At 44.4% G+C, this 24,511-nt stretch carries 30 protein-coding genes and 1 other annotated feature; of the genes, 2 read left to right on the plus strand and 28 right to left on the minus strand.

The window, feature by feature from the left end; translation table 11 throughout:
* Positions 1–219, minus strand: coding sequence for a YqgQ family protein (locus D8797_RS09350; protein ID WP_005590812.1), 219 nt, complete (start codon positions 217–219; stop codon positions 1–3).
* A gap of 380 nt (positions 220–599) precedes the next feature.
* Positions 600–1,115: a Dps family protein gene (locus tag D8797_RS09360; RefSeq protein WP_125371394.1), complete on the minus strand. Its 516-nt coding sequence runs from the start codon at positions 1,113–1,115 to the stop codon at positions 600–602.
* A gap of 165 nt (positions 1,116–1,280) precedes the next feature.
* On the opposite strand from D8797_RS09360, the gene D8797_RS09365 reads away from it, so the two are divergent.
* Positions 1,281–1,943: a prepilin peptidase gene (locus tag D8797_RS09365; RefSeq protein WP_125380432.1), complete on the plus strand. Its 663-nt coding sequence runs from the start codon at positions 1,281–1,283 to the stop codon at positions 1,941–1,943.
* Here D8797_RS09365 and D8797_RS09370 read toward each other — a convergent pair.
* Complete coding sequence (locus tag D8797_RS09370; protein ID WP_125380460.1) at positions 1,937–2,386, minus strand: effector binding domain-containing protein; 450 nt, start codon at positions 2,384–2,386, stop codon at positions 1,937–1,939. The two genes, D8797_RS09365 and D8797_RS09370, sit on opposite strands and share 7 nt — an antisense overlap.
* 78 nt (positions 2,387–2,464) lie before the next feature.
* On the opposite strand from D8797_RS09370, the gene D8797_RS09375 reads away from it, so the two are divergent.
* A complete protein-coding gene (locus D8797_RS09375) occupies positions 2,465–3,364 on the plus strand; it encodes a helix-turn-helix transcriptional regulator (RefSeq protein ID WP_125380435.1) in 900 nt (299 codons plus the stop codon).
* A gap of 205 nt (positions 3,365–3,569) precedes the next feature.
* Here the strand turns inward: D8797_RS09375 and trpA are convergent, their stop codons facing one another.
* The 25 genes from trpA to D8797_RS09500 form a co-directional block, all read right to left on the minus strand.
* On the minus strand, positions 3,570–4,349 hold the full coding sequence (trpA, locus tag D8797_RS09380) for a tryptophan synthase subunit alpha (RefSeq protein WP_125380437.1): 780 nt from the start codon (positions 4,347–4,349) through the stop codon (positions 3,570–3,572).
* Entirely contained in the window at positions 4,342–5,565 is a 1,224-nt protein-coding gene (trpB, locus tag D8797_RS09385) for a tryptophan synthase subunit beta (RefSeq protein WP_125380439.1), read from the minus strand. Before trpB (D8797_RS09385) ends, trpA begins: the two co-directional genes overlap by 8 nt.
* Positions 5,555–6,142 carry a phosphoribosylanthranilate isomerase gene (locus D8797_RS09390; RefSeq protein WP_125380441.1) on the minus strand — a complete coding sequence of 196 codons (588 nt, stop codon included), beginning with the start codon at positions 6,140–6,142 and terminating at the stop codon, positions 5,555–5,557. Before D8797_RS09390 ends, trpB (D8797_RS09385) begins: the two co-directional genes overlap by 11 nt.
* The gene (trpC, locus tag D8797_RS09395) at positions 6,129–6,896 is read right to left on the minus strand and encodes an indole-3-glycerol phosphate synthase TrpC (RefSeq protein ID WP_125380443.1); all 768 of its coding nucleotides are present in this window, start codon (positions 6,894–6,896) and stop codon (positions 6,129–6,131) included. The genes D8797_RS09390 and trpC overlap by 14 nt, the downstream gene beginning before the upstream one ends.
* On the minus strand, positions 6,893–7,897 hold the full coding sequence (gene trpD, locus D8797_RS09400) for an anthranilate phosphoribosyltransferase (RefSeq protein WP_125380444.1): 1,005 nt from the start codon (positions 7,895–7,897) through the stop codon (positions 6,893–6,895). The genes trpC and trpD overlap by 4 nt, the downstream gene beginning before the upstream one ends.
* Before the next feature lie 10 nt (positions 7,898–7,907).
* Positions 7,908–8,471: an aminodeoxychorismate/anthranilate synthase component II gene (locus D8797_RS09405; RefSeq protein ID WP_125380445.1), complete on the minus strand. Its 564-nt coding sequence runs from the start codon at positions 8,469–8,471 to the stop codon at positions 7,908–7,910.
* Positions 8,468–9,826, minus strand: a complete 1,359-nt coding sequence (trpE, locus tag D8797_RS09410) for an anthranilate synthase component I (protein WP_125380446.1) — start codon at positions 9,824–9,826, stop codon at positions 8,468–8,470. The genes D8797_RS09405 and trpE overlap by 4 nt, the downstream gene beginning before the upstream one ends.
* Positions 9,827–10,228: 402 nt before the next feature.
* On the minus strand, positions 10,229–11,410 hold the full coding sequence (trpB, locus tag D8797_RS09415; protein WP_125380447.1) for a tryptophan synthase subunit beta: 1,182 nt from the start codon (positions 11,408–11,410) through the stop codon (positions 10,229–10,231).
* A 61-nt stretch (positions 11,411–11,471) separates the two neighbouring features.
* Positions 11,472–11,702 (minus strand) — a binding site (T-box leader).
* A gap of 74 nt (positions 11,703–11,776) precedes the next feature.
* Complete coding sequence (locus D8797_RS09420) at positions 11,777–12,316, minus strand: VanZ family protein (protein ID WP_125380448.1); 540 nt, start codon at positions 12,314–12,316, stop codon at positions 11,777–11,779.
* A complete protein-coding gene (rlmN, locus tag D8797_RS09425) occupies positions 12,303–13,391 on the minus strand; it encodes a dual-specificity RNA methyltransferase RlmN (protein ID WP_125380449.1) in 1,089 nt (362 codons plus the stop codon). Before rlmN ends, D8797_RS09420 begins: the two co-directional genes overlap by 14 nt.
* A 9-nt stretch (positions 13,392–13,400) precedes the next feature.
* Positions 13,401–13,964 (minus strand): YutD family protein, encoded by a 564-nt coding sequence (locus D8797_RS09430; RefSeq protein ID WP_125380450.1) that lies wholly within the window; start codon positions 13,962–13,964, stop codon positions 13,401–13,403.
* 162 nt (positions 13,965–14,126) lie between these two features.
* Positions 14,127–15,224 carry a SepM family pheromone-processing serine protease gene (locus tag D8797_RS09435; RefSeq protein WP_376739412.1) on the minus strand — a complete coding sequence of 366 codons (1,098 nt, stop codon included), beginning with the start codon at positions 15,222–15,224 and terminating at the stop codon, positions 14,127–14,129.
* Entirely contained in the window at positions 15,217–15,702 is a 486-nt protein-coding gene (gene coaD, locus D8797_RS09440; RefSeq protein WP_125380451.1) for a pantetheine-phosphate adenylyltransferase, read from the minus strand. Before coaD ends, D8797_RS09435 begins: the two co-directional genes overlap by 8 nt.
* A complete protein-coding gene (rsmD, locus tag D8797_RS09445; RefSeq protein ID WP_125380452.1) occupies positions 15,692–16,231 on the minus strand; it encodes a 16S rRNA (guanine(966)-N(2))-methyltransferase RsmD in 540 nt (179 codons plus the stop codon). The genes coaD and rsmD overlap by 11 nt, the downstream gene beginning before the upstream one ends.
* 88 nt (positions 16,232–16,319) lie before the next feature.
* Positions 16,320–16,577, minus strand: coding sequence for a membrane protein insertion efficiency factor YidD (gene yidD / locus D8797_RS09450; protein ID WP_125380462.1), 258 nt, complete (start codon positions 16,575–16,577; stop codon positions 16,320–16,322).
* Complete coding sequence (locus tag D8797_RS09455) at positions 16,577–17,308, minus strand: pseudouridine synthase (protein ID WP_005592340.1); 732 nt, start codon at positions 17,306–17,308, stop codon at positions 16,577–16,579. Before D8797_RS09455 ends, yidD begins: the two co-directional genes overlap by 1 nt.
* Before the next feature lie 133 nt (positions 17,309–17,441).
* A complete protein-coding gene (gene scpB, locus D8797_RS09460) occupies positions 17,442–17,987 on the minus strand; it encodes an SMC-Scp complex subunit ScpB (protein WP_005590827.1) in 546 nt (181 codons plus the stop codon).
* Positions 17,980–18,690, minus strand: a complete 711-nt coding sequence (locus D8797_RS09465) for a segregation/condensation protein A (protein WP_125380453.1) — start codon at positions 18,688–18,690, stop codon at positions 17,980–17,982. Before D8797_RS09465 ends, scpB begins: the two co-directional genes overlap by 8 nt.
* Before the next feature lie 2 nt (positions 18,691–18,692).
* Positions 18,693–19,424, minus strand: a complete 732-nt coding sequence (gene xerD, locus D8797_RS09470) for a site-specific tyrosine recombinase XerD (RefSeq protein ID WP_125380454.1) — start codon at positions 19,422–19,424, stop codon at positions 18,693–18,695.
* Entirely contained in the window at positions 19,421–19,882 is a 462-nt protein-coding gene (gene cbpB / locus D8797_RS09475) for a cyclic-di-AMP-binding protein CbpB (protein ID WP_005590833.1), read from the minus strand. Before cbpB ends, xerD begins: the two co-directional genes overlap by 4 nt.
* Positions 19,879–20,400, minus strand: a complete 522-nt coding sequence (locus tag D8797_RS09480; protein WP_125380455.1) for a metallophosphoesterase — start codon at positions 20,398–20,400, stop codon at positions 19,879–19,881. Before D8797_RS09480 ends, cbpB begins: the two co-directional genes overlap by 4 nt.
* A complete protein-coding gene (locus D8797_RS09485) occupies positions 20,376–21,353 on the minus strand; it encodes a nucleoside-triphosphate diphosphatase (RefSeq protein WP_125380456.1) in 978 nt (325 codons plus the stop codon). Before D8797_RS09485 ends, D8797_RS09480 begins: the two co-directional genes overlap by 25 nt.
* Positions 21,350–22,144 carry a glutamate racemase gene (racE, locus tag D8797_RS09490; RefSeq protein WP_005590839.1) on the minus strand — a complete coding sequence of 265 codons (795 nt, stop codon included), beginning with the start codon at positions 22,142–22,144 and terminating at the stop codon, positions 21,350–21,352. Before racE ends, D8797_RS09485 begins: the two co-directional genes overlap by 4 nt.
* Before the next feature lie 99 nt (positions 22,145–22,243).
* Positions 22,244–22,492 (minus strand): YneF family protein, encoded by a 249-nt coding sequence (locus tag D8797_RS09495; RefSeq protein ID WP_015605536.1) that lies wholly within the window; start codon positions 22,490–22,492, stop codon positions 22,244–22,246.
* A gap of 57 nt (positions 22,493–22,549) precedes the next feature.
* On the minus strand, positions 22,550–23,800 hold the full coding sequence (locus D8797_RS09500; protein WP_125380457.1) for a diaminopimelate decarboxylase: 1,251 nt from the start codon (positions 23,798–23,800) through the stop codon (positions 22,550–22,552).
* Positions 23,801–24,511 lie beyond the last annotated feature (711 nt).

Consider the following 24,511-nt stretch of genomic DNA (forward strand, 5'->3'; position numbering starts at 1 on the left):
CTAGTTTCTCCCTTTATCTTCTAAATACTTCAACTCTACTTGATGTTCTCTGCGCAGGACAGCCTCAGCCTCTAGATAATCAAGCTTATCCATCAGGCCAGCATCGTAAATCCGCTCCAGCTCAATTTTCATCATCTCAATATCATAAAGACGCTTGCCCATATAGATAATGATCCCGAAATTTTTAAGAAATTGCTGCACATCATAGAGTGTTTTCATGAGCTATATTTTATCAGATTTTAGCAAAGTTTTCAAGATGACAAAACAGAAAAGACAGCCACAGAGGCTGCCTTTTCAGGAGATTATTATGAAAAAGAAAAGTTTAGGAGTTCTATCAAACAAAGTTAGGAGGTCTTCATTTGATAATCTTAGTATAAGGGAAGAAGCTTAAACAATCCTTAAGAAAAAACAGAGAGTGGGACAGAAATCGGTAATTCGTTAGAATTCGATTTCGTCGTCCCATCTCCGCACAGTTGAGTAGGGCTGTAAAAGCTGATGAAATCAGCGTAGTAGAGCCCACTCAACCACTGCGTCTTGCTCGACAATCCAAAGACAATTGAGAGGCTAGGACTTTTGTCCCAGCCTCTTTAAACATCATTTTACAAACCTGGTGCTTGGCCAAGCTCAGCTGTCAACATCCAGATCGTCTTTTCAAGGTCTGCCTTAGCTCCAACGAAGATATCATTGGTTACATCGTCGCCTTCTTCATCCGTCACATCCAGTGCTTCTTGGTAAAGATCTGTCAGATAACGGAAAATTTCAATCACGCGCTCCAAGCTTTCTTCAACATTCTTGCTGAATTCGCCAGCCTTTTCTTCAATTTTGCTGTGTTGAATAAACTCTGTCAGAGTTGAATAAGGCTTGCCACCTAGAGTAATCAAGCGTTCGCTGACTTCATCCAAGGTTTCATCAATTGTATCCATGTATTCATCCATTTTTGGATGCCATACCATGAAGCCTGCACCACGCATATACCAGTGAACTTGGTGAAGAGCGATACGAGCTGTATAAAGATCTGAAACCACTTGGTTAAGAACTGCTTTTGTTTTTGGTAAAGAATTTTGGTTAGTGAAAGTTGCTACATCTGCTGCAGCGCCATGTTTTACTTGAGTCATAATGATACCTCTCTTTTTATTTGTAATCATTCTAATCTTTATTGATTACGTTTTAATTATAATGTTTCTAATTAAGAAAGTCAAGTATTAAAACCCAAAATTTCACTTTATTAGAAAAGTTGTAAAATTTCAGATTTTTCTACTCAAAATCACGAATAAACAAGTATGATTCATCTATACTTTTTTCTAGTCGGAACGGTTCTGGCCTCATTTCTAGGCTTAGTTATTGACCGCTTCCCAGAACAATCCATCATCTCACCAAGCAGCCACTGTGACAACTGCAAGCAGATACTCAAAGCAAGGGATTTGATCCCCATCCTTTCTCAACTTCTTAGTAGCTTCCGCTGCCGTTTCTGCAAGATCCAGCTTCCTGTCTGGTATGCTGCTTTTGAGTTAGTGCTGGGCTTGATTTTTCTAAGCTGGAGTTTAGGTTATCTTTCGCTAGCCCAGCTCTTACTGCTAACGATGGGCTTGACCCTAGCCATCTACGATCAGCGTGAGCAAGAATACCCTCTTCTAATCTGGCTAATTTTTCAGTTCTTGCTGATGGCTACAGCAGGTATCAATCCGCTCATGCTCTTCTTTTTAGCCCTAGGACTCCTAGCCTTCTTTTTTAATCTTCGCATTGGAGCTGGGGATTTTCTCTTTCTTGCTTCCTGCTCAGCCATTTTCAGCCTGACAGAAATTCTCATTCTTATCCAAATCGCTAGCTTCTCCGGTCTCGCCTGTTTCTGCTTTAAAAAGAAAAAAGACAGGCTAGCATTTGTACCCTGTCTCTTGTTTGGTGTGGTGGTTCTTATTTCTTATAAATTCCTACTCTTTTACTGAACTGGAACCCAAAGCTCAACTTCTGCATCCATAGGATTCCCGTTTAAAAGTATTTCTAAGATAATTCCATCTTGGTAAAGGGAACTGCTTTCTTCCTCAAAAAAGTTATCCTCCAATTGGTCAAACAGGAGTCTTGATTTATCACCACTGGCTGAACTTACTAAATAATCTTTCTCTGGGACAAGAATGCTTTCGTAGCCTGCCACAGCATTCTTTGCCGCAACTCCTGCGTAGTATTGAATACCATCTTTATGAGGAACAATCAAAGCATAGCCTTTTTTGTCTAGAGAATGGGGCATCAATTTCCCCAGCATTCCTTCTTTAAATAACTGAGCATAGAACGCTGTCTTCTCTTTAGAATAGTGCTGTTCATGAACCGTAGTTCCTTCTATCAAAATACTCCTGCCAATCAGGGTAAACGATGGTTTGGTTTGATGTTTCATCATATGAACTCCTTTCTTTATGGTATAATCATAACAAAGATAATATGACACCTATCTGTCATATTTAAGGAGAAAATCATGAAAATTGACCGTCAGATGGGAATAATTTCTCATTTAGTAAATCAACGAAAAACAACAGCTAAAGAACTATCAAAACTTTTTAAAGTCAGCACCCGAACTATTATGAGAGATATTGATGATTTATCTCTTGCAGGCATTCCTCTCTATGTAACGAAAGGAAAAAACGGAGGAATTTTTCTTATGGAAGACTTTCAAACTGATAAACCTCCCCTGACTCAATCCGAACGACTTTCAATCGAATCCGGTTTGAAAAGTCGCTATCAAGTATTGGAAGATGCCTCTACTTTCAATGCTATATTGAAATTAAATGCTATTAATGCATACTCTGATTTCGAAATTGATTTGTCTCTATCTCAAGGGAACTTGGAAATACGAACTTTGATTTTTAAATTATTGGAAGCTATCAGAGGTAGAGTAAAAATAAAATTTTCCTATATTAATGCACAAGGACTGGTGAGTCAAAAAAATTGTGAGCCTTACCGTATTGTCTATAAGGACCGGAGCTGGTATATGGATGCCTACGATACTGATAAAGCGCGTTTTTCTGTTTTTAAAGTTGCTAGAATTAGTGAACTTACTCTCTCCGATACTTTTTCAAAAAGACATTTTACACCACTTCCCTATGATGGTGGTACATGGATGAATGAAAACAAAGTACCTGTCATCCTGCATGTCCAGAAAATTGTCCTTGATCGATTTGTGGAACTCTTAGGCTATAATGCCATAAAACCTATTAATAGCGATATTTACGAGATTACTTATCCGTTAAACGACAATGATTGGGGATACAATACCTTGCTTGCTTTTGGAAAATACATCACTGTTATATCTCCTAAGCATTTCTTGAAACATTTCACCAGCTATATAGATACCATTCATAAGCAATACCCAAACTAATATTCAATCAACATCAAAAATCAAACATTTTTTAAAAATGAATTATACCAAAGTTACTTTTTTATGGTGCTAAAATTCAAGAACATGGGTCAGGCTCTAGTTCTTATCCAAATCGCTAGTTTCTCTAGCCTCGCCTATTTCTGCTTTAAAAAGAAAAAAGACAGGCTGGCATTTGCACCCTGTCTTTTGTTTGGTGTGGTGGTTCTTATTTCTTATAAGCTGCTGCTTCTTGGATAAAGGATTCTATGCTGGCGTCCTTTTCATGAAGAGCTTTGACAATCTTAGATCCGACAATGACGCCATCTGAGACCTGATTGAAGCGCTCAACATCTTCTAAAGTCGAAACACCAAAGCCCGTCAGTACTGGAATCTCTGCAATATCATGGAGTTTGCTCAAATGCTGGTCCAAATCATTGCGATAACTGCCGCTCTTACCCGTCACACCGTTGATGGCTACAGCGTAAATAAAACCTTCTGCATCCTTAATCAACTCCTGCTGACGTTCTAGTCCAGTAGTCAGGCTCACTAAAGGAATTAGAGCAATATCCGAATCTTCCAGCAGAGGCAAGATAAAGTCTCTATGCTCGTAGGGCAGATCCGGAATAATCAATCCTTTAACCGGCGTCGTAGCCAAGTCCTTGACGAAATCTTTGAGGCCATATTGAAAAATTGGATTGAAGTAGGTCATGATAATGAGAGGCAGCTGAGTGTCCAATTGCTGCAAGCTTGCCACTAAAGACTTGGCGGAAGTATGGTGACCCAGACTTCTCAGACCGGCTTCTTCAATAACTGGCCCGTCTGCAACAGGGTCTGAAAACGGCAGACCGATTTCAATGGCTGACACGCCCAAGTTTTCCAAAAATGAGATGGTTTCTGGTAAGCCTGCCAAACCTTTCTCATGATCACCAGCCATAATATATGGAAGGAAAATTCCCTTACCTGCTTTTTTAATGGCTTCTAAATGCTGAGTGAGTGTTTTAGTCATGGGCACCTCCTTTTTGAGCCGCTTCTCTTTCCAAGCGTTCCTTTACCTGAACGACATCCTTGTCACCACGGCCGGATAGGCAGACAATCATTGATTTATCTGGTCCCAACTCCTTAGCCAGCTTAACTGCGTAAGCAATAGCATGGCTAGACTCTAGAGCAGGAATAATCCCTTCGATACGAGACAGGAGCTGAAAGGCTTCCAAGGCTTCTTCATCCGTGACTGGCACATAAGTGGCGCGCTGGATAGCATTAAAATGAGAATGTTCAGGACCGATGCCCGGATAGTCCAGCCCGGCAGAGATAGAGAAAGCTTCCAGAATCTGTCCTTGCTCATCCTGCAAGACATCCATCAAGGCACCGTGCAAAACACCCGGCCGGCCCTTGGTTAAGGTCGCAGCGTGTTCATCTGTATCCACGCCCCGCCCAGCTGCTTCTGTTCCATACATAGCCACTGTACTATCATCTACAAAGGGATAAAAGAGCCCAATAGCATTGGAACCACCGCCAACACAGGCCACTAAAGCATCTGGTAAGGCACCTGCATTTTGCTCAGCAAACTGGCGCTTGGCCTCACGCCCAATCACGCTCTGATAGTCGCGAACAATCTCTGGGAAAGGATGGGGTCCCAAGGCTGAGCCCATAATATAGTGAGTATCATCCACCTGAGCCACCCAAGCTCGCAAGGCAGCATTGACTGCATCCTTGAGGACTCGAGAGCCATCGGTCACAGACTCCACCTTGGCTCCAAGAAGTTCCATCCGAAAGACATTAAGGGCTTGGCGCTTGACATCCTCTTCGCCCATATAGATAGTACAGTCCATATTGAAAAGAGCTGCAGCTGTGGCAGTGGCTACTCCATGCTGACCCGCACCAGTCTCGGCAATGATTTTCTTCTTGCCCATTCGCTTGGCTAATAAAACCTGGCCTAGGGCATTATTGATTTTATGGGCCCCGGTATGGTTGAGGTCTTCCCGCTTTAGATAAATCTTAGCACCGCCAGCATAAGCTGTTAGATTTTTAGCAAAATAGAGAGGATTCTCCCGCCCTACATACTTCTTCAGCAACTCATCCAGCTCAGCCTGAAAGGCTGGGTCTTTTTTACTCTCACGGTAGGCTTTGCCCAGTTCCAAAACTGCTGTCATCAGCGTTTCGGGAACAAAGCGTCCACCAAACTCACCGTAAAATCCTTCTTGATTGGGTTGATTATATGCCATCTTTCACTCTTTCTATAAATTCTTTTATCTTCTCTAAGTCCTTCTGGCCGTCAGTCTCGACCCCGCTGGAGACATCAACTGCGTAAGGAGCAAAGTGCTGAATCGCTTCTCGGACATTTCCTGCATTCAAACCACCGGCGATAAAGAAGGGCTGGTGGATTTGATTCTTGTCAAAAGCTTGCCAGTCAAAGGTCTGACCACTACCGGCAAGAGGGGCATCAAAGAGCAGGTAGTCCGCTTGTTGGCTGACTCCTTTTAACACTCCCTTGACCTGATAAGCTCGAATAACCGGCCGGCCAATCTGAGTCAGAAGCTCTTCATCAAAATCGCCATGAATCTGTACCAAATCCAGATTTGCCACTGAAATAGCTTCCTGCAGCTCTGCCAAGCTTGGAGAAACAAAAACTCCTACCTTTCGAACAGTAGCTGGCACCAAGGCAGCTAGCTTCTGAGCTTGCTCCAAACTGACCCTTCGACGGCTTTCAGCAAAGACAAAGCCAATGTAATCTGCACCAGCCTGGCATGCCGTTTCCACAGCGCTGGCCGTTGATAAGCCGCAAATCTTAACCTTTGTCAATTTTCAGCTCCTTAATCTTTTCTGCCACATCCTCAGCCTGCATCAAAGCAGTTCCGACTAAAACCGCATGGAAATAAGGAGCTACTAGCTCAGCATCTTCCTTGCTGAAAATAGCGGACTCAGATACGTAAACCCTGTCATCTTTGAAATGGGCAGATAGCTGAAGACTTGTATTGATATCTGTCTCAAAAGTAACTAGATTGCGATTATTAACACCGATAATCCGAGCTCCTATTCTATGAGCAATTTCCAGCTCCGCCAGATTATGGGTTTCAACCAAAACTTCCAAGCCTAAACCTGTCGCAAAATCATAGAGTTCTTGCAGCCGCTTTTCAGGCAAGGCAGCTACAATCAGAAGAATGACTGTCGCTCCTGCATTGCGGGCGCGAACAATCTGTTTTTCATCAATGATAAAGTCCTTATTGAGGGTCGGAATGGTCACTTGACTGGAAATCTCTCTCAGGTAATCCAGATGTCCTTTGAAGAAAATCTCATCTGTCAGGACCGAAATCATGGCTGCACCGCATCGTTCATAGGTGCGAGCCTGCTCCACAATATCCACAGCAAGATTTATATCTCCCAGACTGGGGCTGGCTTTTTTAACCTCAGCAATCAGCTGCAGCTCTTTTGACTGGCTTTTGAGATACTCATAGAGGGAATAGGTCGAGCGCAGGGGTTGCAGCTCTTCATAGGACATAGCTGCGACTTCCTGCTCTTTTTGCTTTAGAATGGTCGGGAGAAATTCTTTACTCATTTCTGATACTCCTGTAGTTGCTTGAGTTTTTCATAGGCTGCTCCACTGGTAATCACTTGGCGAGCCAAAGCTATTCCTTCTTCTATGCTGTCTGATTTCCCATTAGCATAGAAGCCTAGACCTGCGTTCAGAACTGTCATTTCCAGATAAGGGCTGGCTTGATTTTGCAGGACAGATACCAGAATATCTGCATTTTCTTTGGCATTACCTCCACGAATCACTTCAAGAGGAATTTCTTCCATGCCAATATCTGACGGTAGAAAGCTATGCAGGCTGATCTCCCCATCTGCTAGCAAAGCGTACTGGGTACGACCATGAAGACCGGCCTCGTCCAGACCATCTGGACCCGACACGACCACTGCACGCTTGCGGCCCATATTTTTCAAAACTTCTGCCGTGCTCTCCAGCATATCTGGCCGACTGGTGCCCAAAAGCTGGGTTTCTAAAACCATAGGATGGATGAGCGGCCCTGTCAAGTTCATGATAGTGGGAACACCTAGACTGAGACGAGCTGGCATGATATATTTCATAGCTGGATGAAGGTTCTTAGCAAAAAGAAAGACTATACCCGTCTGATCAAAGACCTTACCCAAGCTGGCTGTATCCATGTTTAGGTTAATCCCTAAAGCTTCTAAAACATCAGCCGATCCTGATTTAGAGGTAATGGAGCGATTGCCGTGCTTAGCCATCTTGATCCCACCACCTGCTAATACGAAGGCCGCTGTGGTCGAAACATTGAAACTAAATGATCTGTCACCACCAGTTCCACAATTGTCCATGGCTGTGCGGATTGTAGTAGGAATCTGCGGAGTATGACCTCGCATGGCTTGGGCCAAAGCTGTCCGTTCCTCTACCGTTTCCCCTTTCATCTTGAGAGCCAGCAAAAAGGCTGCAATTTGTGTTTCTGTTACTCTTCTAGTAACGATGCGCTCTAGCACATCTGACACTTCGGAGCTGCTTAAATCCTTAAAATCTGCTAGTTTTGCAATAATTTCTTTCATAATTCTTCCCCTATTTGACTAAGTCGATGAAATTTTTGATGGACGACAAGCCATCCGGCGTCCCAATACTTTCTGGATGATACTGAAAACCATAAATGGGCAGGTGCTTATGCTGGATAGCCATGATAGAGTTGTCATCAATTGCCCGAGCTGTCACTTCAAAGTCCTCTGGCATCTCCTCAATCAAAATCGAATGATAACGCATAACTGGCTGCTCATCCTCTATCCCTTGATAAATAGGAGATTTTCTTTCAAAACGCAGAATACTCTGCTTGCCGTGCATGACTTTGGGAGCCAAGCCTAGCTTTCCGCCAAATATTTCTGCAATGGCTTGGTGCCCCAAGCAAATCCCCAAAATCGGCTTTTTACCAGCAAAATCGCGGATAAGTTCTTCCATCCGCCCTGCATCTGCTGGCCAGCCTGGACCTGGAGACAGCACCAAGGCATCCGCTTCTTCTGCCGCTTGATAAAGGCCTGCATCATCATTACGCAAGACCTTAACTTCTGCGAAATTGCCGATATATTGGGCTAGATTGTAAGTAAAAGAATCATAATTATCAATCAATAAAATCATTGCATCTCTCCTATCTTGGTCATTGATTTGGCCTTGTTGATGGTTTCTTGGTATTCATTAGCAGGGATCGAGTCATAAACAATACCAGCTCCAGCTTGAACGTAAGCTCTGCCATTTTTCAAAATCATGGTCCGGATAGCAATGGCAAAATCCATATCCCCTGTCACAGACAGATAGCCGATAGCCCCCGCATAAACGCCACGTTTTTCCTGCTCCAGCTCATAAATGCGTTTCATAGCTCGAATCTTAGGCGCGCCCGAGACGGTACCAGCCGGCAAGGTTGACTTGAGCGCATCCATAGCTGTCAGTTGGGGCAGAAGCTGACCACGAACTACACTGGTCAGGTGCATGACATAGCGGAAATACTCCACTTCCATGTACTTAGTGACTTCCACGCTGTTATTTTGAGCAATTTTACCGATATCATTACGCCCCAAATCAACTAACATGCGGTGTTCCGCCACTTCCTTCTCGTCAGCCAGTAACTCCTCTGCCAAGGCTTTATCTTCTCTTTCATCCTTCCCGCGCGGTCTGGTCCCAGCAATAGGATTGGTCGTAACCTGCCCCTGCTTGACAGACACCAGACTTTCCGGGCTGGCTCCGATAATCTGATAATCTCCGAAATCATAAAAGTAGAGATAGTTGGAAGGGTTAGTCACACGCAGATTGCGATAGTAATCCAGCGGCCTACCAGAATACTCCGCTGAAAAGCGTTGACTGAGCACACATTGGAACATATCGCCCTGCCGAATCAAGTTACGCGCTTCTTCCACCATTTTTTCAAAAGCGGTCTGCTCGATGTGGTTCTGGAAATTCAAACTGGACAGTTCCAGCGGTGAAAATTCATCTGCCGCTGGCTGCGCCAGCTCAGTCATGATATGCTCCAGACTAGCACCCAATTCTGCTTCGCTTCGGTCGCTGTAGAGTGCATCTTCGACGATATAGACCTTGTCTTTTTTATGGTCAAAAACCATGTAACTCTCATAGACAAAAAAGTGCATGTCTGGCGTTCCAATCACATCAGCTGGAATCTGGCCAATCTCTTCATAGAGGGAAATCATATCGTAACCGACAAAGCCAATGGCTCCACCGCCAAAAGGCAGGTCTGAATGATGGACTTTTTTTACGGCCAACTCATGCAGATAGTCCAAGGGATCTGCCTCGATTACTTGCCCATTCTTTGTTAACTGGCCATTTTCATAGCGGACTTCAAAAACTGGATTATAAGCTAGGATAGAAAAGCGAGCTGTCTCGCTATCTCTCGGAATACTTTCCAAAATCACCTTGTGGTCGCCCTGAATCCGCATATAAGCTAGGATCGGAGATAAAATATCAGCTGGTAAAATCTTTTGCATAATCTTTCTTTCTATTCAATCAGAAGCGTTTAGGTAGGAGCAATTCGCTAGCCATGACTGCTTTTCACAAGAACAGGTAGCACCTGTCCACTGTCATAACTTGCTCTAAAACTACAGAAAAACGCCCGCACAGTTCATCCTGTGAGGGCGTTTCATCGCGGTGCCACCTCAGTTATGGAGTTTTCAGGCTCCACATCTCATTTACCTATTTGCAGTCATTTAGATCCCTTTTAGAACAAGGCAGCACACCGAGTCATAGCAAAGTAGGCTAACAAAGTAATAAAAGTTCAACTAAAGGACTAAATGTTGACTCCAACAGCCCATTTCATAACTTCTCCTGCCTGTTTACAGCACCACAGACTCTCTGAAAGGAGGAATGTTACTACTCTTCTGCTGGGTATTTTATTTTCGTTTTTCTAGATAGTCGGCAATGGCTGCCACATCCTTATCTCCACGACCAGATACATTGATAATGATGATTTGGTCGGATGACAATTGCGGAGCTCGCTTAATCGCTTCAGCAATAGCGTGAGAGCTTTCAATCGCTGGCAAAATCCCTTCCTTTTGTGTCAAGAGAAGCAAGGCATCCACAGCTTCATCATCTGTCGCTGCTACGTACTCTACTCGACCAGAATCTTTAAAGAAAGCATGTTCGGGACCAACTCCCGGATAGTCCAAGCCTGCTGAAATGGAGTAAACCGGCGCCACCTGACCATCTTCAGCAAAGACAGCGTAAGTCTTCATACCATCCACTACTCCGACACTTCCCTTGGTCATAGTCGCCGCATGCTGGTCTGTATCAAGACCCCGTCCAGCCGCTTCAACACCAACCAGCTTGACTTCTTCATCCGCCACATACTGAGAGAAAGCGCCGATAGCATTGGAGCCACCGCCTACGCAGGCAATAACATAGTCTGGCAAGCGGCCTTCCTTGTCCAAAATCTGACGTCGAGATTCTTCGCTAATCACCTTTTGGAACTCATGGACAATGGTCGGATAAGGGTGAGGACCGACAGCAGAACCCAAAACATAGAAGGCTTCCAAATCACTCATCCAAGCTCCAAAGGCTGCATCAACGGCATCCTTGAGGGTTTTGGTGCCTGTTTCTACCGCGTGAACAGTCGCTCCCATCATTTCCATGCGGAAGACATTAAGGCGCTGGCGCTCTACATCCTCTGCACCCATGTAAACATCGCACTTCATACCAAACTTAGCTGCGGCTGCCGCAGTTGCCACACCATGCTGGCCAGCTCCAGTTTCAGCAATGACTCGGGTCTTGCCCATGCGCTTAGCTAGAATAATCTGTCCTAAAACATTATTAAGCTTATGGGAGCCCAGATGATTGAGATCTTCCCGCTTCAGATAAATCTTAGCTCCACCCAGATGCTGGGTCAGACTTTCTGCAAAGTATAGCGGGGTTTCCCGACCTGAATAGTCCGCCAAATAATGTCGGTATTCATTTAAAAATTCAGGGTCATCCTTGTACTTCTCAAAAGTCGCTTCCAATTCATCCAGCAAGGCCTGGATAGGCTCTGGTACAAAGGAGCCGCCGAATTGTCCAAAATATCCTTTAGTTTCTGTCATCTTGATTTCCTCTTTTCTTTATTTTCAAGCAAAACAAAAACCCACACACAGAAAAACTCTGTGTGAGGGCGTAAAATCGCGGTGCCACCTCAATTATGGGGAAAAGTATAGACTACCTCCATATCTCTGTCTTGTCTAACAACAAGCTGCACTGTAAGGTGTGCTCACCGAATTTTTATTGTTTCAAATTCATTTTTTCCATCAGCCCACTTCATAACCTTCCACTGCCTGTTTCCACCAACCACAGACTCCCTGAAAGTAGAAAAAATTATTACTTTTCTGATGATTTATTTTATTATAGGCCTTTCCCTTTTTCTTGTCAAGAAAAAATTTAATTTTTTATCCTAAATCCGAACCTTTATCTTGCTAGTCTCTTTTGAAAGCGTCGCCTTGGCGATTTTTCCAGATTTTCTGACCAAGCTGAAATGCCCGCCAAGCCAGATAACCGCCCAAAGTATTGGTCCAGAGATCATCAATCTCAAAAACTCGATTAGCATTGATAAGAAGATCCAGCAGAACCTGAGTCACTTCGATAGACAGACTCATCCCAAAGCTCAGCCAGACAACTTTCTTGGTACTCCGCAGCTTTGGAAAGAGCCAAAGCAATTGAAAAACCAATGGCGACAGCAAAAAGATATTAGCCAAATTTTGGACAAAAACCTTGACCAGTTGGATCCAAGACGTAATTTCGCCAATATTAACAAAGGAATTAAAAGGAACCAAGAGAACCACTACTCGACCAAAATACTGGATTCCTGGCGTTTCCATTCCCGGCTCTGGAACCTGAGGAATAAAGCACAGAATGCAAAGCATAAAGAAATAGAGCCAACTTCCTCCTATCAGCAATCTCCGTCCCTTAGCAGTCAGCTCACCATCTGAAGTCAAATAATTCTTAAGGCTGAACATTTTCTACCAATGCTTTCTCACGATCTCGCTTCATAGTATTGGAACGCAACTGGCCGCAGGCTGCATCAATATCTGTACCATGTTCCTGACGAACCACACAGTTAACTCCGTTTTTCTTGAGGGTGTCATAGAAGGCCATCACACGCTCTTTGGGACTGCGGCTGTATTGGTCGTGCTCGCTAACTGGGTTGTAAGGAATAAGATTGACATAGGACAGTTTCTTGATATTTTTCAGCAATTCTGCCAGTTCCTTGGCCTGCTCTACGCCATCATTGACTTCATTGAGCATGATGTACTCAAAAGTTACCCGACGGTTAGTGGTCTCGATATAATATTCAATGGCTGCAAAGAGCTTCTCAATCGGAAAGGCTCGGTTGATTTTCATGATACTAGAACGCAGTTCATTGTTGGGTGCGTGCAGTGAAACAGCCAGATTGACCTGCACGCCTTCATTGGCAAAGTCACGGATCTTATGAGCCAGCCCTGAAGTCGAAACCGTGATATGGCGGGCACCGATGGCCAGACCCTTATCATCATTGACCGTCCGGACAAACTTCAGGACATTCTTATAGTTATCGAAAGGCTCGCCAATCCCCATAACGACGATGTGGCTGACCCGCTCGTCCTGACCACGCTCGTCAAAATACTTTTGCACCAGCATAATCTGCGCAACAATCTCACCATTATTAAGGTCGCGTTGCTTTTTAATCAAGCCAGAGGCACAGAAGGTACAGCCGATATTACAGCCAACTTGGGTGGTCACACAGACAGAAAGTCCATAATGCTGGCGCATAAGTACCGTCTCAATCAGCATACCATCCGGCAGCTCAAAGAGATACTTGACCGTACCGTCAGCCGACTCCTGAACAATACGTTGTTTAAGCGGATTGACAACAAACTGATCATTGAGCTTGGCAATCAAATCCTTGGATAGATTGGTCATTTCCTCAAACGACTGGACACGCTTGCGATAGAGCCACTCCCAAATCTGGGCAGCACGGAATTTCTTTTCTCCCTGAGCTTCCGCCCATTCAATCATTTCTTCTCGCGTTAAGCTATAAATCGATGGTTTCATGTTTCTCCTTTATTTCTGGCGAATGACAAAATGGCGCTGCGATTGACTAGATGCTGCTTGCTTTGCCTGTTTGCCTTGTTTCTGTTGTTTGTTCTTGTTTACCTTTGAACGATGTTTTTGCTGATCATCCTTCATTCTTTTAGAGCCACGTTCCCTAGAAATTTCTGGATGTTTTTTGCTGTCCGATTTTCTCTTATGATGGGATTTTTTGTCAAAGGCAGCCCGTCTTGGCTGAGCATTTTCTAAAACAAAATAGGCACAGCCGTAATTACAATACTCTAGCAGATAGTCTTGTAAACGGCTGATTTTCTCTGCATTTTCCTTGGCTTTCTCATCCCGATAAAAACCGCGCAACCGCAACTGTTCATTGCCCCAGTCGCCAACAATATAGTCAAACTTATTCAGAATTTCTGAAAAGCGTTGGTGAAAGGCCGTCAAGTCAAAGGCCTCTTTATAATTCTCCACCAATTCAAACTCAAATTTTTCTGCAATTATCTTGCTGCCCATTTGCTTAAATTCTGGGCCAGGGAATTTATTGTAATTATACAACTCAGGTGAAATCTCTTTACGCATACCTATCCTTTGTCATTCATCTATCTTACTTCATATTATTTTATCACAAAACAAGGGGAATTTATATTTTTTCAGAAGAAAAAGATCTTTCTGTAAAAAGTCAGACGATTTAATAAAAAACATTCTTCGGTCGTCTCTAAAAGACAAAAATCTTAGCCGAAACTAAGATTTTTTGGTTTTTTCTAAATAATCAATCGCATCCTGAAGGGTTTTGACCGGCACGATTTTCATATCCGTTTTGATTTCCTTGGCTGCTTCAAGCGCCGTTTCATAGTTAGTCTTGGCTTTAGGATTAGCCTTTTTTTCTTCCTCGCTGACAGGATTATCCGGAGCAAAGAAGATTGTCGCTCCAATCTTGGCAGCAGAGACAACTTTTTTGTCAATCCCACCAATATCTCCAACCTTGCCTTCTCTGTCAATGCTGCCCGTTCCCGCAATCACGCGGCCATCTCGCAGGTCTGGATTAGCCAGCTGAGTGTAAATGGCTAGGCTAAACATGAGGCCAGCACTGGGACCACCGATACCTTCAGTCGAAAATTCAATCGGAACACTACTGTTGACCTCCGTACGGTCAATCAAACTAATACCAATTCCATTTTTGCCATTTTCCAGCTTGATGATTTTCCCCGTCGCTGTCTTAGTTTCTCCATCTTCCTCATAGGTCACCTTGACACTATCGCCCAAGGCCTGAGAATTCACATATTTGACCAAGTCTTCCGAGCTTTCAAAGGTCTTGTCATTGACTCCCGTCACCGTATCCGCAATATTCAAAATCCCTTTAAAGGTCGAATTCGGAGCTACTTTTAGAACATACACACCCAGATAGTTCATCTTGATGTCTTTTCCCGCAGCCTTGAGACCTTGGTATTTGGCCATATTCTGCGACGTTTCCATATAAAATTGGTTAATGCGCATATACTCAGCATCACTCGAGCCACCCGTCATATCCTGAGCCGAATAAATATCGGTGAAAGGCGTCAACCAAGCGTAGACCAGATGAGCAAAGGTCGCATGCTGGATCCCAACAGTCACAAAATTGTAGGAACCCGGTGCTTGATCCTCTTTTCCGTCCACAGTCAGAACCTTCCGAATGTCTTCTGCTCCCCCAGGCACCTCAATGTAGTAAGGCAGGGGAACAATGAAAGAGAAAAGGAAGAGCACGACCACAATAATAGAGGCCACTCCAGCACAACCAACTACTGTTAAACCACGTTTATTTTCCTTCGTCATCGTTTTCGGATTTGTCATGTCATTATTCATCTTTTTTCTCTAACTCCTCAATCACACTCACTGGTACATAGGCAGAAAGTTCCTGCTGAAAAGCAATCAATTCCCGCATCGCTGAAGAACTGATGTATCGATAGGCCGGCTGACTCAGCAAAAAAACGGTCTCCAAGTCAGGTGCTAAGTCCTTATTGAAAAAATGCAGGCTAGCTTCATAGTCCAAGTCCTGACCGTTGCGTAAGCCGCGGACAAGGGCAGTCACACCCAGTCTTTTTGCCACATCGACCGCCAATTCATCATGGGAAGTGATGACTTCTACATTTTCCAAATGCGCCAAAGCCGCTAGAACCATTCTTTTTTTCGCATGGATGTTAAAAAATCCTTCTTTGTGAGGATTGTATAAGATGCCCACATACAGGCGATCAAACATCCGACTGGCACGCTCAATCAAATCCACATGTCCGTTGGTAATGGGATCAAATGACCCTGTAAAGAGTCCGATTTTATCTGACATAGACCGTCACCTTTGAAATTCCATATATTTTTTGCTTCCAGATACCCAAGTCTGCGATTTCTTCTGGCAAATCAACCGACTTGTCTGTCTCACAAACAATCGTAATATCCTCACTCAAGAGCTTGCGTTCCGCCATTTTCTCAATATCCGCAATAATCTGCTCCTTGGCATAGGGCGGATCCAGCAGAACCAGATCAAACTGACCAGTCAACTGCTCTAGCGCCCGACTCGACTCCATCTTGAGCAGCTCAAAGCGCGCTGCTTCCTTAGTCATAGCAATATTTTCTGCCACGATAGCTTGTGCCCGCCGATCTTTTTCAACCAAAACAGCCGACTCCATGCCGCGAGACACCGCCTCAATCCCCAGACTACCACTGCCTGCATACAAATCCAGCACCCGACCGCCATCAAAATAAGGACCAATCATGTTAAAAATCGCGCCCTTGACCTTATCTGTCGTAGGTCGCGTTGTCTTGCCATCTAATGTCTTGAGGGGTCTGCCCCCATACTTTCCCGAAACAACTCTCATAAAAAATATTATAACAAAAATATTGAAAAGCTGATAGTAATTGCTAAGGCTGGACTTTATTCTCTAGCAAAAAAAAACGGAAACAAGGCTATTTCCGTTCAACGTCTGTTTTAGAGTCATTTAGCCGAAGACTAAAATGATCCGGTACTGGATCGTCCCCTTCCTTAGACCAAGGATGGCAGCGACCAATTCTTGCCAGACCCATCAACACCCCCTTGGCTCCGTGTTTTTCGATGGCTTCAATCATGTAATTGGAACAAGTCGGCCGAAAGCGGCAGGAAGGCGGAAAGGCAGGGGAAATAAAGCGCTGGTAAAATCGAACCGGCGCTATCAATATTTTCTTAATCATTTTTTCTTAGTTTTGGTCACAGCCAAATTATGCAACTGGCTGACTTCCTTTTTACTCAATCGACGTGCTTCACCTGGCTTGAGGCCAGTTAAATCCAAATGTCCAAACTGAGTCCGTGAAAGTTTGTCCACTGGCAACCCCACTGCTTCAAACATCTTCTTAACCTGATGATTACGTCCTTCGTGGATGGTCAACTGAACCACTGAGCGATTCTTCACTGGATCGACCTTGAGAATCTCATAGACTGCTGGCTTGGTTTTCTTGCCCTCAATGACCAGACCGCGAGTCAGCGGACGCAGAACTTCCTTATTGGCTACACCCTTGACACGCGCCACATAGACCTTATCAATTTCATTTCGCGGGTGAATCATTTCATCCGTGAAATCACCATCATTGGTCAAAATCAAGGCACCAGAAGTGTCCCAGTCCAGTCGGCCAACAGGATAAATCCGCTCCTTGACCTGCGGCAGCAAATCAACGACTGTCTTACGCCCCTTGTCGTCTGTCACACTGGAAATCACACCACGCGGTTTATTGAGCAAGTAGTAGACCTTTTCTTCATTGTAGATAGGCTGGCCTTCCACTTCCACTCGGTCACCAGACTTAATGGTGGTCGCTAGCTCACGCACCACCTGACCATTTACGGTCACCAGCCCCTGCTTGATCAACTCCTCAGCCTTTCTCCGGCTGGCAATTCCCGCATGGGCAATGTATTTATTGATTCTCATCGATATTGTCCTTTCACAAGATACAGAGACCATTTTCACAACTTTAACAGCTGGAAAAATGGCAAATAGGGAAAGCAGGGTCTCCCTCAAAACTTGGAAGCGTTCAGAAAACGTCCCTTATAGAATGAACTTGTCACTCTCCGAAAAGCTGACTTTCCTCAGCAATGAGCTCCGCTTCGTCCACAATCGGCAATTCGTCCAAATGGTTGATGCCCATGTAGTCCAAGAAATAATCCGTCGTCACATAGAGATTGGGACGGCCAATGACTTCCTTCTTACCATCTTCCCGAATCAGCTCAAAGGCTAGTAACTTCGAAATCGCCCCGCTGGAATTGACCCCACGAATATCATCAATCTCCACCCTTGTTATGGGTTGCTTGTAAGCAATGATCGACAAGGTTTCCAGTGCAGCTCGGGATAAGCTCTGATTGATTGGCGCTCGCGAATACTCCCGTAAAATCTCAGCAAATTCAGGCTTGGTGACCAACTTATAGGTCTTTGAAGTTTCCAGCAAGGTCAAGCTGGAGTCAGGATTCGCCTGATAGTTCTCCGCCAATTTTTCCAAACTCTGGATGACGCCGGTTGGTGGCAAGGAGAGGATTTCTGATAGCTGATGAACTTTCAGACCGTCTTCCCCCGCCACAAAAAGCAGGGCTTCAATCTCTGCTAATTTACTCATTCTTTCTTCCTACTAAATAAATATTTCCAAAGTTTTCCTCCTGAATGACCTGCACCTCCTGCACCTTTACTAACTCCAAGGTTGCTAAAAAGAGCGTAATCACTTCATTCATATCTTTGGTTTCTGCAAAAATATCCTGCAGGGCCAGACGTTTATGAGCCCGACAGCGCTGGCGCACTACTTCCATCATGTCCTCGATCTTGTACTCATCTCGCACAATGGTCGTATGACTCTTGGAAAACTCCTCCTGCTTCTTGGTCATCACCTTGGAAAAAGCCAAAAAGAGATCAACAGCTGTCTTGTCATGCAGGAGCTCAGCGTCTTCATAGACCAATTCCAGCTTGGGCTTGGAGTAGTAAAGAGCACGGTCCTCATGCTGGAGGGACATTTTCTGGCCTAGCAGCTTGAACTTCCGATATTCCTCAATCTGACTCAGCAAATCCTGCTCCAGATCATCTTCCAGATCCACCTGATCTACCACCTTGGGCAAGAGCTTGCGGCTCTTGATTAGCATGAGCTGACTGGCCATGACCATGTATTCACCAGTCACTTCCAGCTTCATGGCCTGCAGAGTGGACACATAAGCCAGATATTGCTCGATGACCTCGGTAATGGGCACATCGTAAATATCCACCTGATACTTGGATACGAGGTGAAGCAACAGATCCAGCGGCCCCTCAAAATCTTTTAACTTGATATCCATTCTTATCTGTATTTTTCTAATGTAATCACTGTCTTCAAGCCCAAATCACGAGCAATGTCGTAGATACCGACACCTTTTTCCCGCTGGCGCAGGATAAATTGTTCCCGCAGGCTTTGGGCTGACAAGCTAGCCTGCCCTTGCTCAATCAAGAAAGCTTCTAGCTGGCGAAAGCCCCATTGGCGTGAATAGGACTTGCCATTCTTTTCAAATAAATAAGTCCCTGTTAAATAATCGCCCAATTCGCTCGTCAGACTTTCAGGAATTTTAATAATCCGCTTCTGCCCAGCCTTCTCAATCCGTAAAACCTGAAAATCAAGATTGACATCTTCAACCTTGACCTGCAGGATTTCACTTGGCAAGAGACCCATTTCCAAAATCAAGAGCGCTATCAGCCGGCCTTGTGGTACCGTAGAAGCTTCCCAAAAGGCTGACAAGTCCATCAGCTCGCTTCCCAGTTCCTTGGAAATAGCAACTTTTGGCAAGGTCAAGCGGTGAAATTCCCCAATCATCTTGTTCTCGTAAAGATAGTAGAGAAATTGATTGACCGCAGAGAGCTTCCGCTTCTGGACAGCTGCCTTAAAATCCTTGATAGAGGCTTGATAAATCCGCAAATTGGTTTCCGTCACCTTGCTATGGATTTCATTGACAAATTGCTCCAGGTCGTAAGAATAGGCTAATTTTGAATTTTCTGAGATATTTTTTTGTTCTAAAAAAGGAGTGATATGTTCTTTCATTTTTTGGAAATCTCATACTGACTCGTGAAGGTATGCATCAACGAGTTAACAGCTTTTAAAATCGACTTTCTAGTAATGATACCATAAAAATGTTGTTCTTTATCCACAACAGGCAGGAAAGACTCATCCACCAGCTTGTGCAAAACGTCCGCAATCTTGTAATCTGGCTCGACCGTCAGACCATCCTTTCGTGTCATGTGGACAATGTCCATAGACATAAACTCTTCTTCTGCCAGCTCATGCTGCATCCGATAGGCCATGATGTCCGTCAGAGAAATGGTGCCAACGAACTTTTTCTCCGCAGTCACCACTGGAATGCGTGAATAGGTCATCTGGCTAAGCAAGAGAATAGCATGATCCACATTGTGCGTGTCAATCATGACTGCCAAATTCTCCCCCGGTGTCAAAAAAGTGTCTTCATGCTGCAGCAGATAATCTTCAAATTCCTTAGCAATCATCGGGCAAACTCCTTGGACAAGCTTGGATAGAGCTCATGATTTCGCGTATAAAAATCAATTCTAAAGCGGTCTTCATCAATCTCTACCTTCGCGTAGAGACGTTCGTTGATTGAGCCACGAGGTTGGCTAATGGATCCCGGATTGAGGAAAAGAGTCTTGCCTTGCATCCAAGCATCTGGAACATGCAAATGGCCATAGAGACAAATATCTGCCCCTACTTCCTGAGCCCAGAGATCCAGCTTTTGGAAGCTAAAGTTGATATTGAAAAGGTGCCCATGGGTCTGGGCAATAATAGTCCCATCCAAATCTGTCACCAGCCGCTCTGGATAGCCAGGATAAAAGTCCATATTGCCCGCCACGACATGAATCCCTTCCCAGACTTCATCCTCAAAAGGTAACTCTGAGTCTCCATCATGGAAAATAGCATCGACTTTTCCTAGATACTGTTCTTTCATTTCTTCGACAATGGCACGGTCCCCATGGGAATCGCTCATTACGATGATTGTTTGCTTTGCCATGCTGGAAATACCTCCATTAATTTTTGCACTGCTTGTGCACGATGGGACTGGGCATTTTTCTCTTCGATTGTCAGCTCAGCTGATGTTTTTCCTGTCTCTCCGACCAAGAACAAGGGATCATAGCCAAAGCCATTTTCACCTTTTGGCTCATGGGCAATGTAGCCCGGCCAATCCGCTTCGACCACCAAGGATTCCTTATCTGGGCTTGCGACCACCAGAGTCGTGTGGAAATGAGCAGAGCGGTCTTTAATATCAAAAACCATGGCCAGCTCATGCAAGAGCTTGATATTGTTTTCGTCATCTGTCGCACCAACGCCAGCAAAACGAGCCGACCAGACACCTGGCAAGCCGCCCAAGACATCCACTTGCAATCCTGAATCATCTGCCAAAACCATTTTGCCAGTCAACTGACTGATCGTTTCAGCCTTGAGGCGGGCATTTTCTTCAAAGGTCATGCCCGTTTCAGCCACTTCTGGCAAATCAGGATAGTCATTCAGATTTTCCACCTCGTAGCCCAACTTCCCAAAAAGCTTGCGAAACTCTGCTGTCTTGCCTTCATTTCGAGTCGCAATCAAGAGGGTATCCTTGACATCTTTTGCTCCCAGAAAGGCTTGTAAATCCACACCAGTTTGCGGCAGATGGACATAGAGGAGTTTTCCTCCTTCAACCAAGAGAAGGGCTCCCTGTCGCTGTAACAATTCCAAGCTTCGACCCGTTTCCTGATTTAAAATATCCAGCAAGAAGGTCAAAAAGCGAAAGGCTGAGCCATAGCGAATGACCGTGATATTCAAGGGCAGGCCTAGCTCTTCTTCCGAAAAGACACTCTCTAAGCGGTCTAAAATATCAGAAGCTTCAGCTGGCACTCGCTCAAATTCACTATAAGAGGCACTCTGTCCCCATTCAGCTACATACCAGTCAGAGGCATCTTTGTATTCATAAATGTTTTTTGTCATAAGGTCACATGCTCCACATTGACTTTCAGATTCAGCCAGTTTTCTGCGATTTCCGCAAATCTCTTAGCATTGGCTGTAGTATAAAAACGATGATTCAGTTCGTGCTTGTCGCGGCTACGATTGATTTCAAAATAATTGAGCAGGACAGAAATATCCCGTACACATTCAGCTCCGCTATCAATCAGCTTGACGCTCGGCCCCATCATATTTTGAATAATCGGCCGCAACAAAGGATAATGAGTACAGCCCAAGACAAGGGTATCCACCTTGCCCGCCAGAGGATGAAGTGTCTCATAGACCACCTTTTTAGTCAAGCTAGATTGGAGCTCATTTGATTCCACCAGCGGGACAAACTTAGGACAAGCCAAGCTTTGCACCTCCATCTCAGGGGATAATGCCTCAATCTTTTTTCGGTAGATGTCGGACTGAACCGTCATAGGAGTCCCGATAACCCCTATCTTGCCACCAGTCGTAGACTTGATAGCAGCGCTGGCTCCAGGCAAAATCACACCGAGGACAGGAATGTCCAACTTAGCCTTGACTTCCTCCCAGACAACAGCTGTGGCAGTATTGCAGGCAATGACAATCATCTTAACATCCTTGGTCAAGAGAAAATTGACCAACTGCCAAGTATAGTCCCGAATCTGCTCCGCCGGCCTAGGACCATATGGAGCCCGAGCCGAATCACCTATATAAACCACTTCCTCGTGGGGGAGTTGCCGCATCAATTCACGGACAACAGTCAGACCACCCACCCCTGAGTCTAAAAATCCAATCGGTCGGTTATCCATACAGTCTTCTTTCTAAAACAAGGGATTGGAAGCCTAGCCCAAATCCCCATTTTTTATATAGAAATCTCCGTCTGCCACCAAAGGGCGTCTGAGAGAAGCTTATTTTTTGTTTTTATTTTTAGCAACTGCTGCTTTTTGTTGGTTGATGATTTGACGGTAAACTTGTTGAACGCGTGCTTCACTTGGTTTTTGACCATTGGCACTGAGCAACATCCGCACCGCTTCTACATTGAGACGTGGATTTTCCGCAAATTCCTTTTCGACCTGACGGCGAAGCAAGTACATACCCAGCAAAATCCCACCAAAGAAAGCCAGCATAATCAATAAAATTGCTAACAATGTATTCATAATAATCCGAACTCCTGTTTCATTTTTTACATTACTCTTTATTATACCAAATTATCTCTATTTTTCAAAATCAAAGCCATAGAGAGTCGCGAAATAATCTTCTGGCCTTTCTGCCCGACGAATCATACGAGCCTGCCCAGTTTCCTCTAGGAGAATCTCGCTAGAGCGTAATTTGGCATTGTATTGGTAGCCCATAGAGAAGCCGTGGGCACCAGTATCGTGGATGACCAACGTATCGCCAATCTGACTGACAGGCAGCTCCCGCTGGATGGCAAATTTATCGTTGTTTTCACAGAGGCTGCCGACCACATCGACAATCTCCGTCGGTCCTTCTGGACGATCCATATTGGTAATATGGTGATAAGCTCCGTACATAGCGGGACGCAGGAGATTAACCGCAGAAGCATCCACTCCCAGATAGGTCCGATAGGTCTGCTTCTTATGAGTTACTTTAGTAACCAAGAGACCGAAAGGCGCCAGCATAAAACGGCCCAGTTCGGTAAAAATCTTGACCTGCCCCAGACCAGCTGGTGTCAGGATGTCCTCATAGGCCTGACGAACTCCCTGACCGATAACCGCAATATCATTTTCCTCGCCATCAGGCTGATAGTTAACCCCGACACCGCCAGACAGATTGATAAAGTCTAGCTCGACTCCTGTCTCAGCCACGACTTCTACAGCCAACTCAAACAGCTGTCGAGCCAGTGCTGGATAGTAGTCATTGCTGACAGTATTGGAGGCCAAGAGGGCATGGATGCCAAATTTCTCAGCTCCCAGCTCCTTGAGGTCTTTGAAGGCCTGAATCAGCTGCGCCTTGGTCATACCAAACTTGGCTTCCTCTGGATGATCCATGATACTGGTGCCCAGCTCAAAGACACCACCGGGATTATAGCGGCAAGAGATCACCTTGGGAATCCCAGCCACTTCCTTCAAGAAAGCCACATCCTCATAGGCATCTAGATTAATGGTCGCGCCCAGCTCCCGCGCAAGGCGAAATTCCTCAGCTGGCGTATTATTGGACGAAAACATGATCTCATCCCCAGCAAAGCCCAGCTTTTGGCTCATGAGCAGCTCCACATAGCTAGCACAGTCCACCCCGCAGCCTTCCTCCTTGAGGATTTTTAAAATAGCAGGATTTGGTGTCGCCTTGACGGCAAAATATTCCTTAAAACCAGCATTCCAAGCAAAAGCCTCATGCAAAGCCCGCGCTCTCGCTCGAATCCCCTTCTCATCATACAAATGAAAAGGCGTTGGAAACTGAGCGGTCAGCTCCGCCAAACGCTCACGACTGATAAATGGAGTTTTCATACACGCTCCTACTTTCTCTTTTACTGACAATATTATAACACAAGTGTGGAGTTGGGAGGAGAAAAAATAGGCTCTAGAATTTCTATAATGGTTTTATCCATCACAGAAACCCTAGAGCCTTTAAGCCATAAAGTTGCAAAAGATTTATATGGGACAAGTTAGATACTAGAACATCAGATTCATTTATGTACGCACTCTGAACTCGTTGGTCTGTTCAAATCCCAACTCAATTCCCACAACATGTATGAAGAAAGCTATTATGTTGTAGTTATCAGGTCGGTTCGAACTGACAGAATTTATTATGTAGTAAGATGCTTTCTAAAGATTCAATTTCTCTCTCAAATCTCTTAAATATCATTCCTCAGCAAACTAAACTGTACCCCAAAAATTAGATTGTTTCTGTCTAACTTTTGAGGGACAGTTCAAATGAGAGGGGATTTTCATTTAAGATAAGTGTTAAAGCCCATGTATATTCTTTAACATCCATGATGAAATAGAAAAACAGATAAAGAGTATAAATATAAAGTAAAGCGCATGTATACTTATCAAGAGAAAGAGTAGAAAAAGAGCAACTAAAGATAAAACAACTAATAGAAGAACAAAAAGAAATAAGCATGCATATTTACAAAATTTATTCCGTATTTTATTTATTCTATTTACAAGAGAATTAATAGATTTCAAAATACGTCCATCATTTGAATAATTTAAAAT

Origin of the sequence: Streptococcus cristatus, assembly GCF_003944225.1 — a bacterium.
Lineage (GTDB): Bacteria > Bacillota > Bacilli > Lactobacillales > Streptococcaceae > Streptococcus > Streptococcus cristatus_K.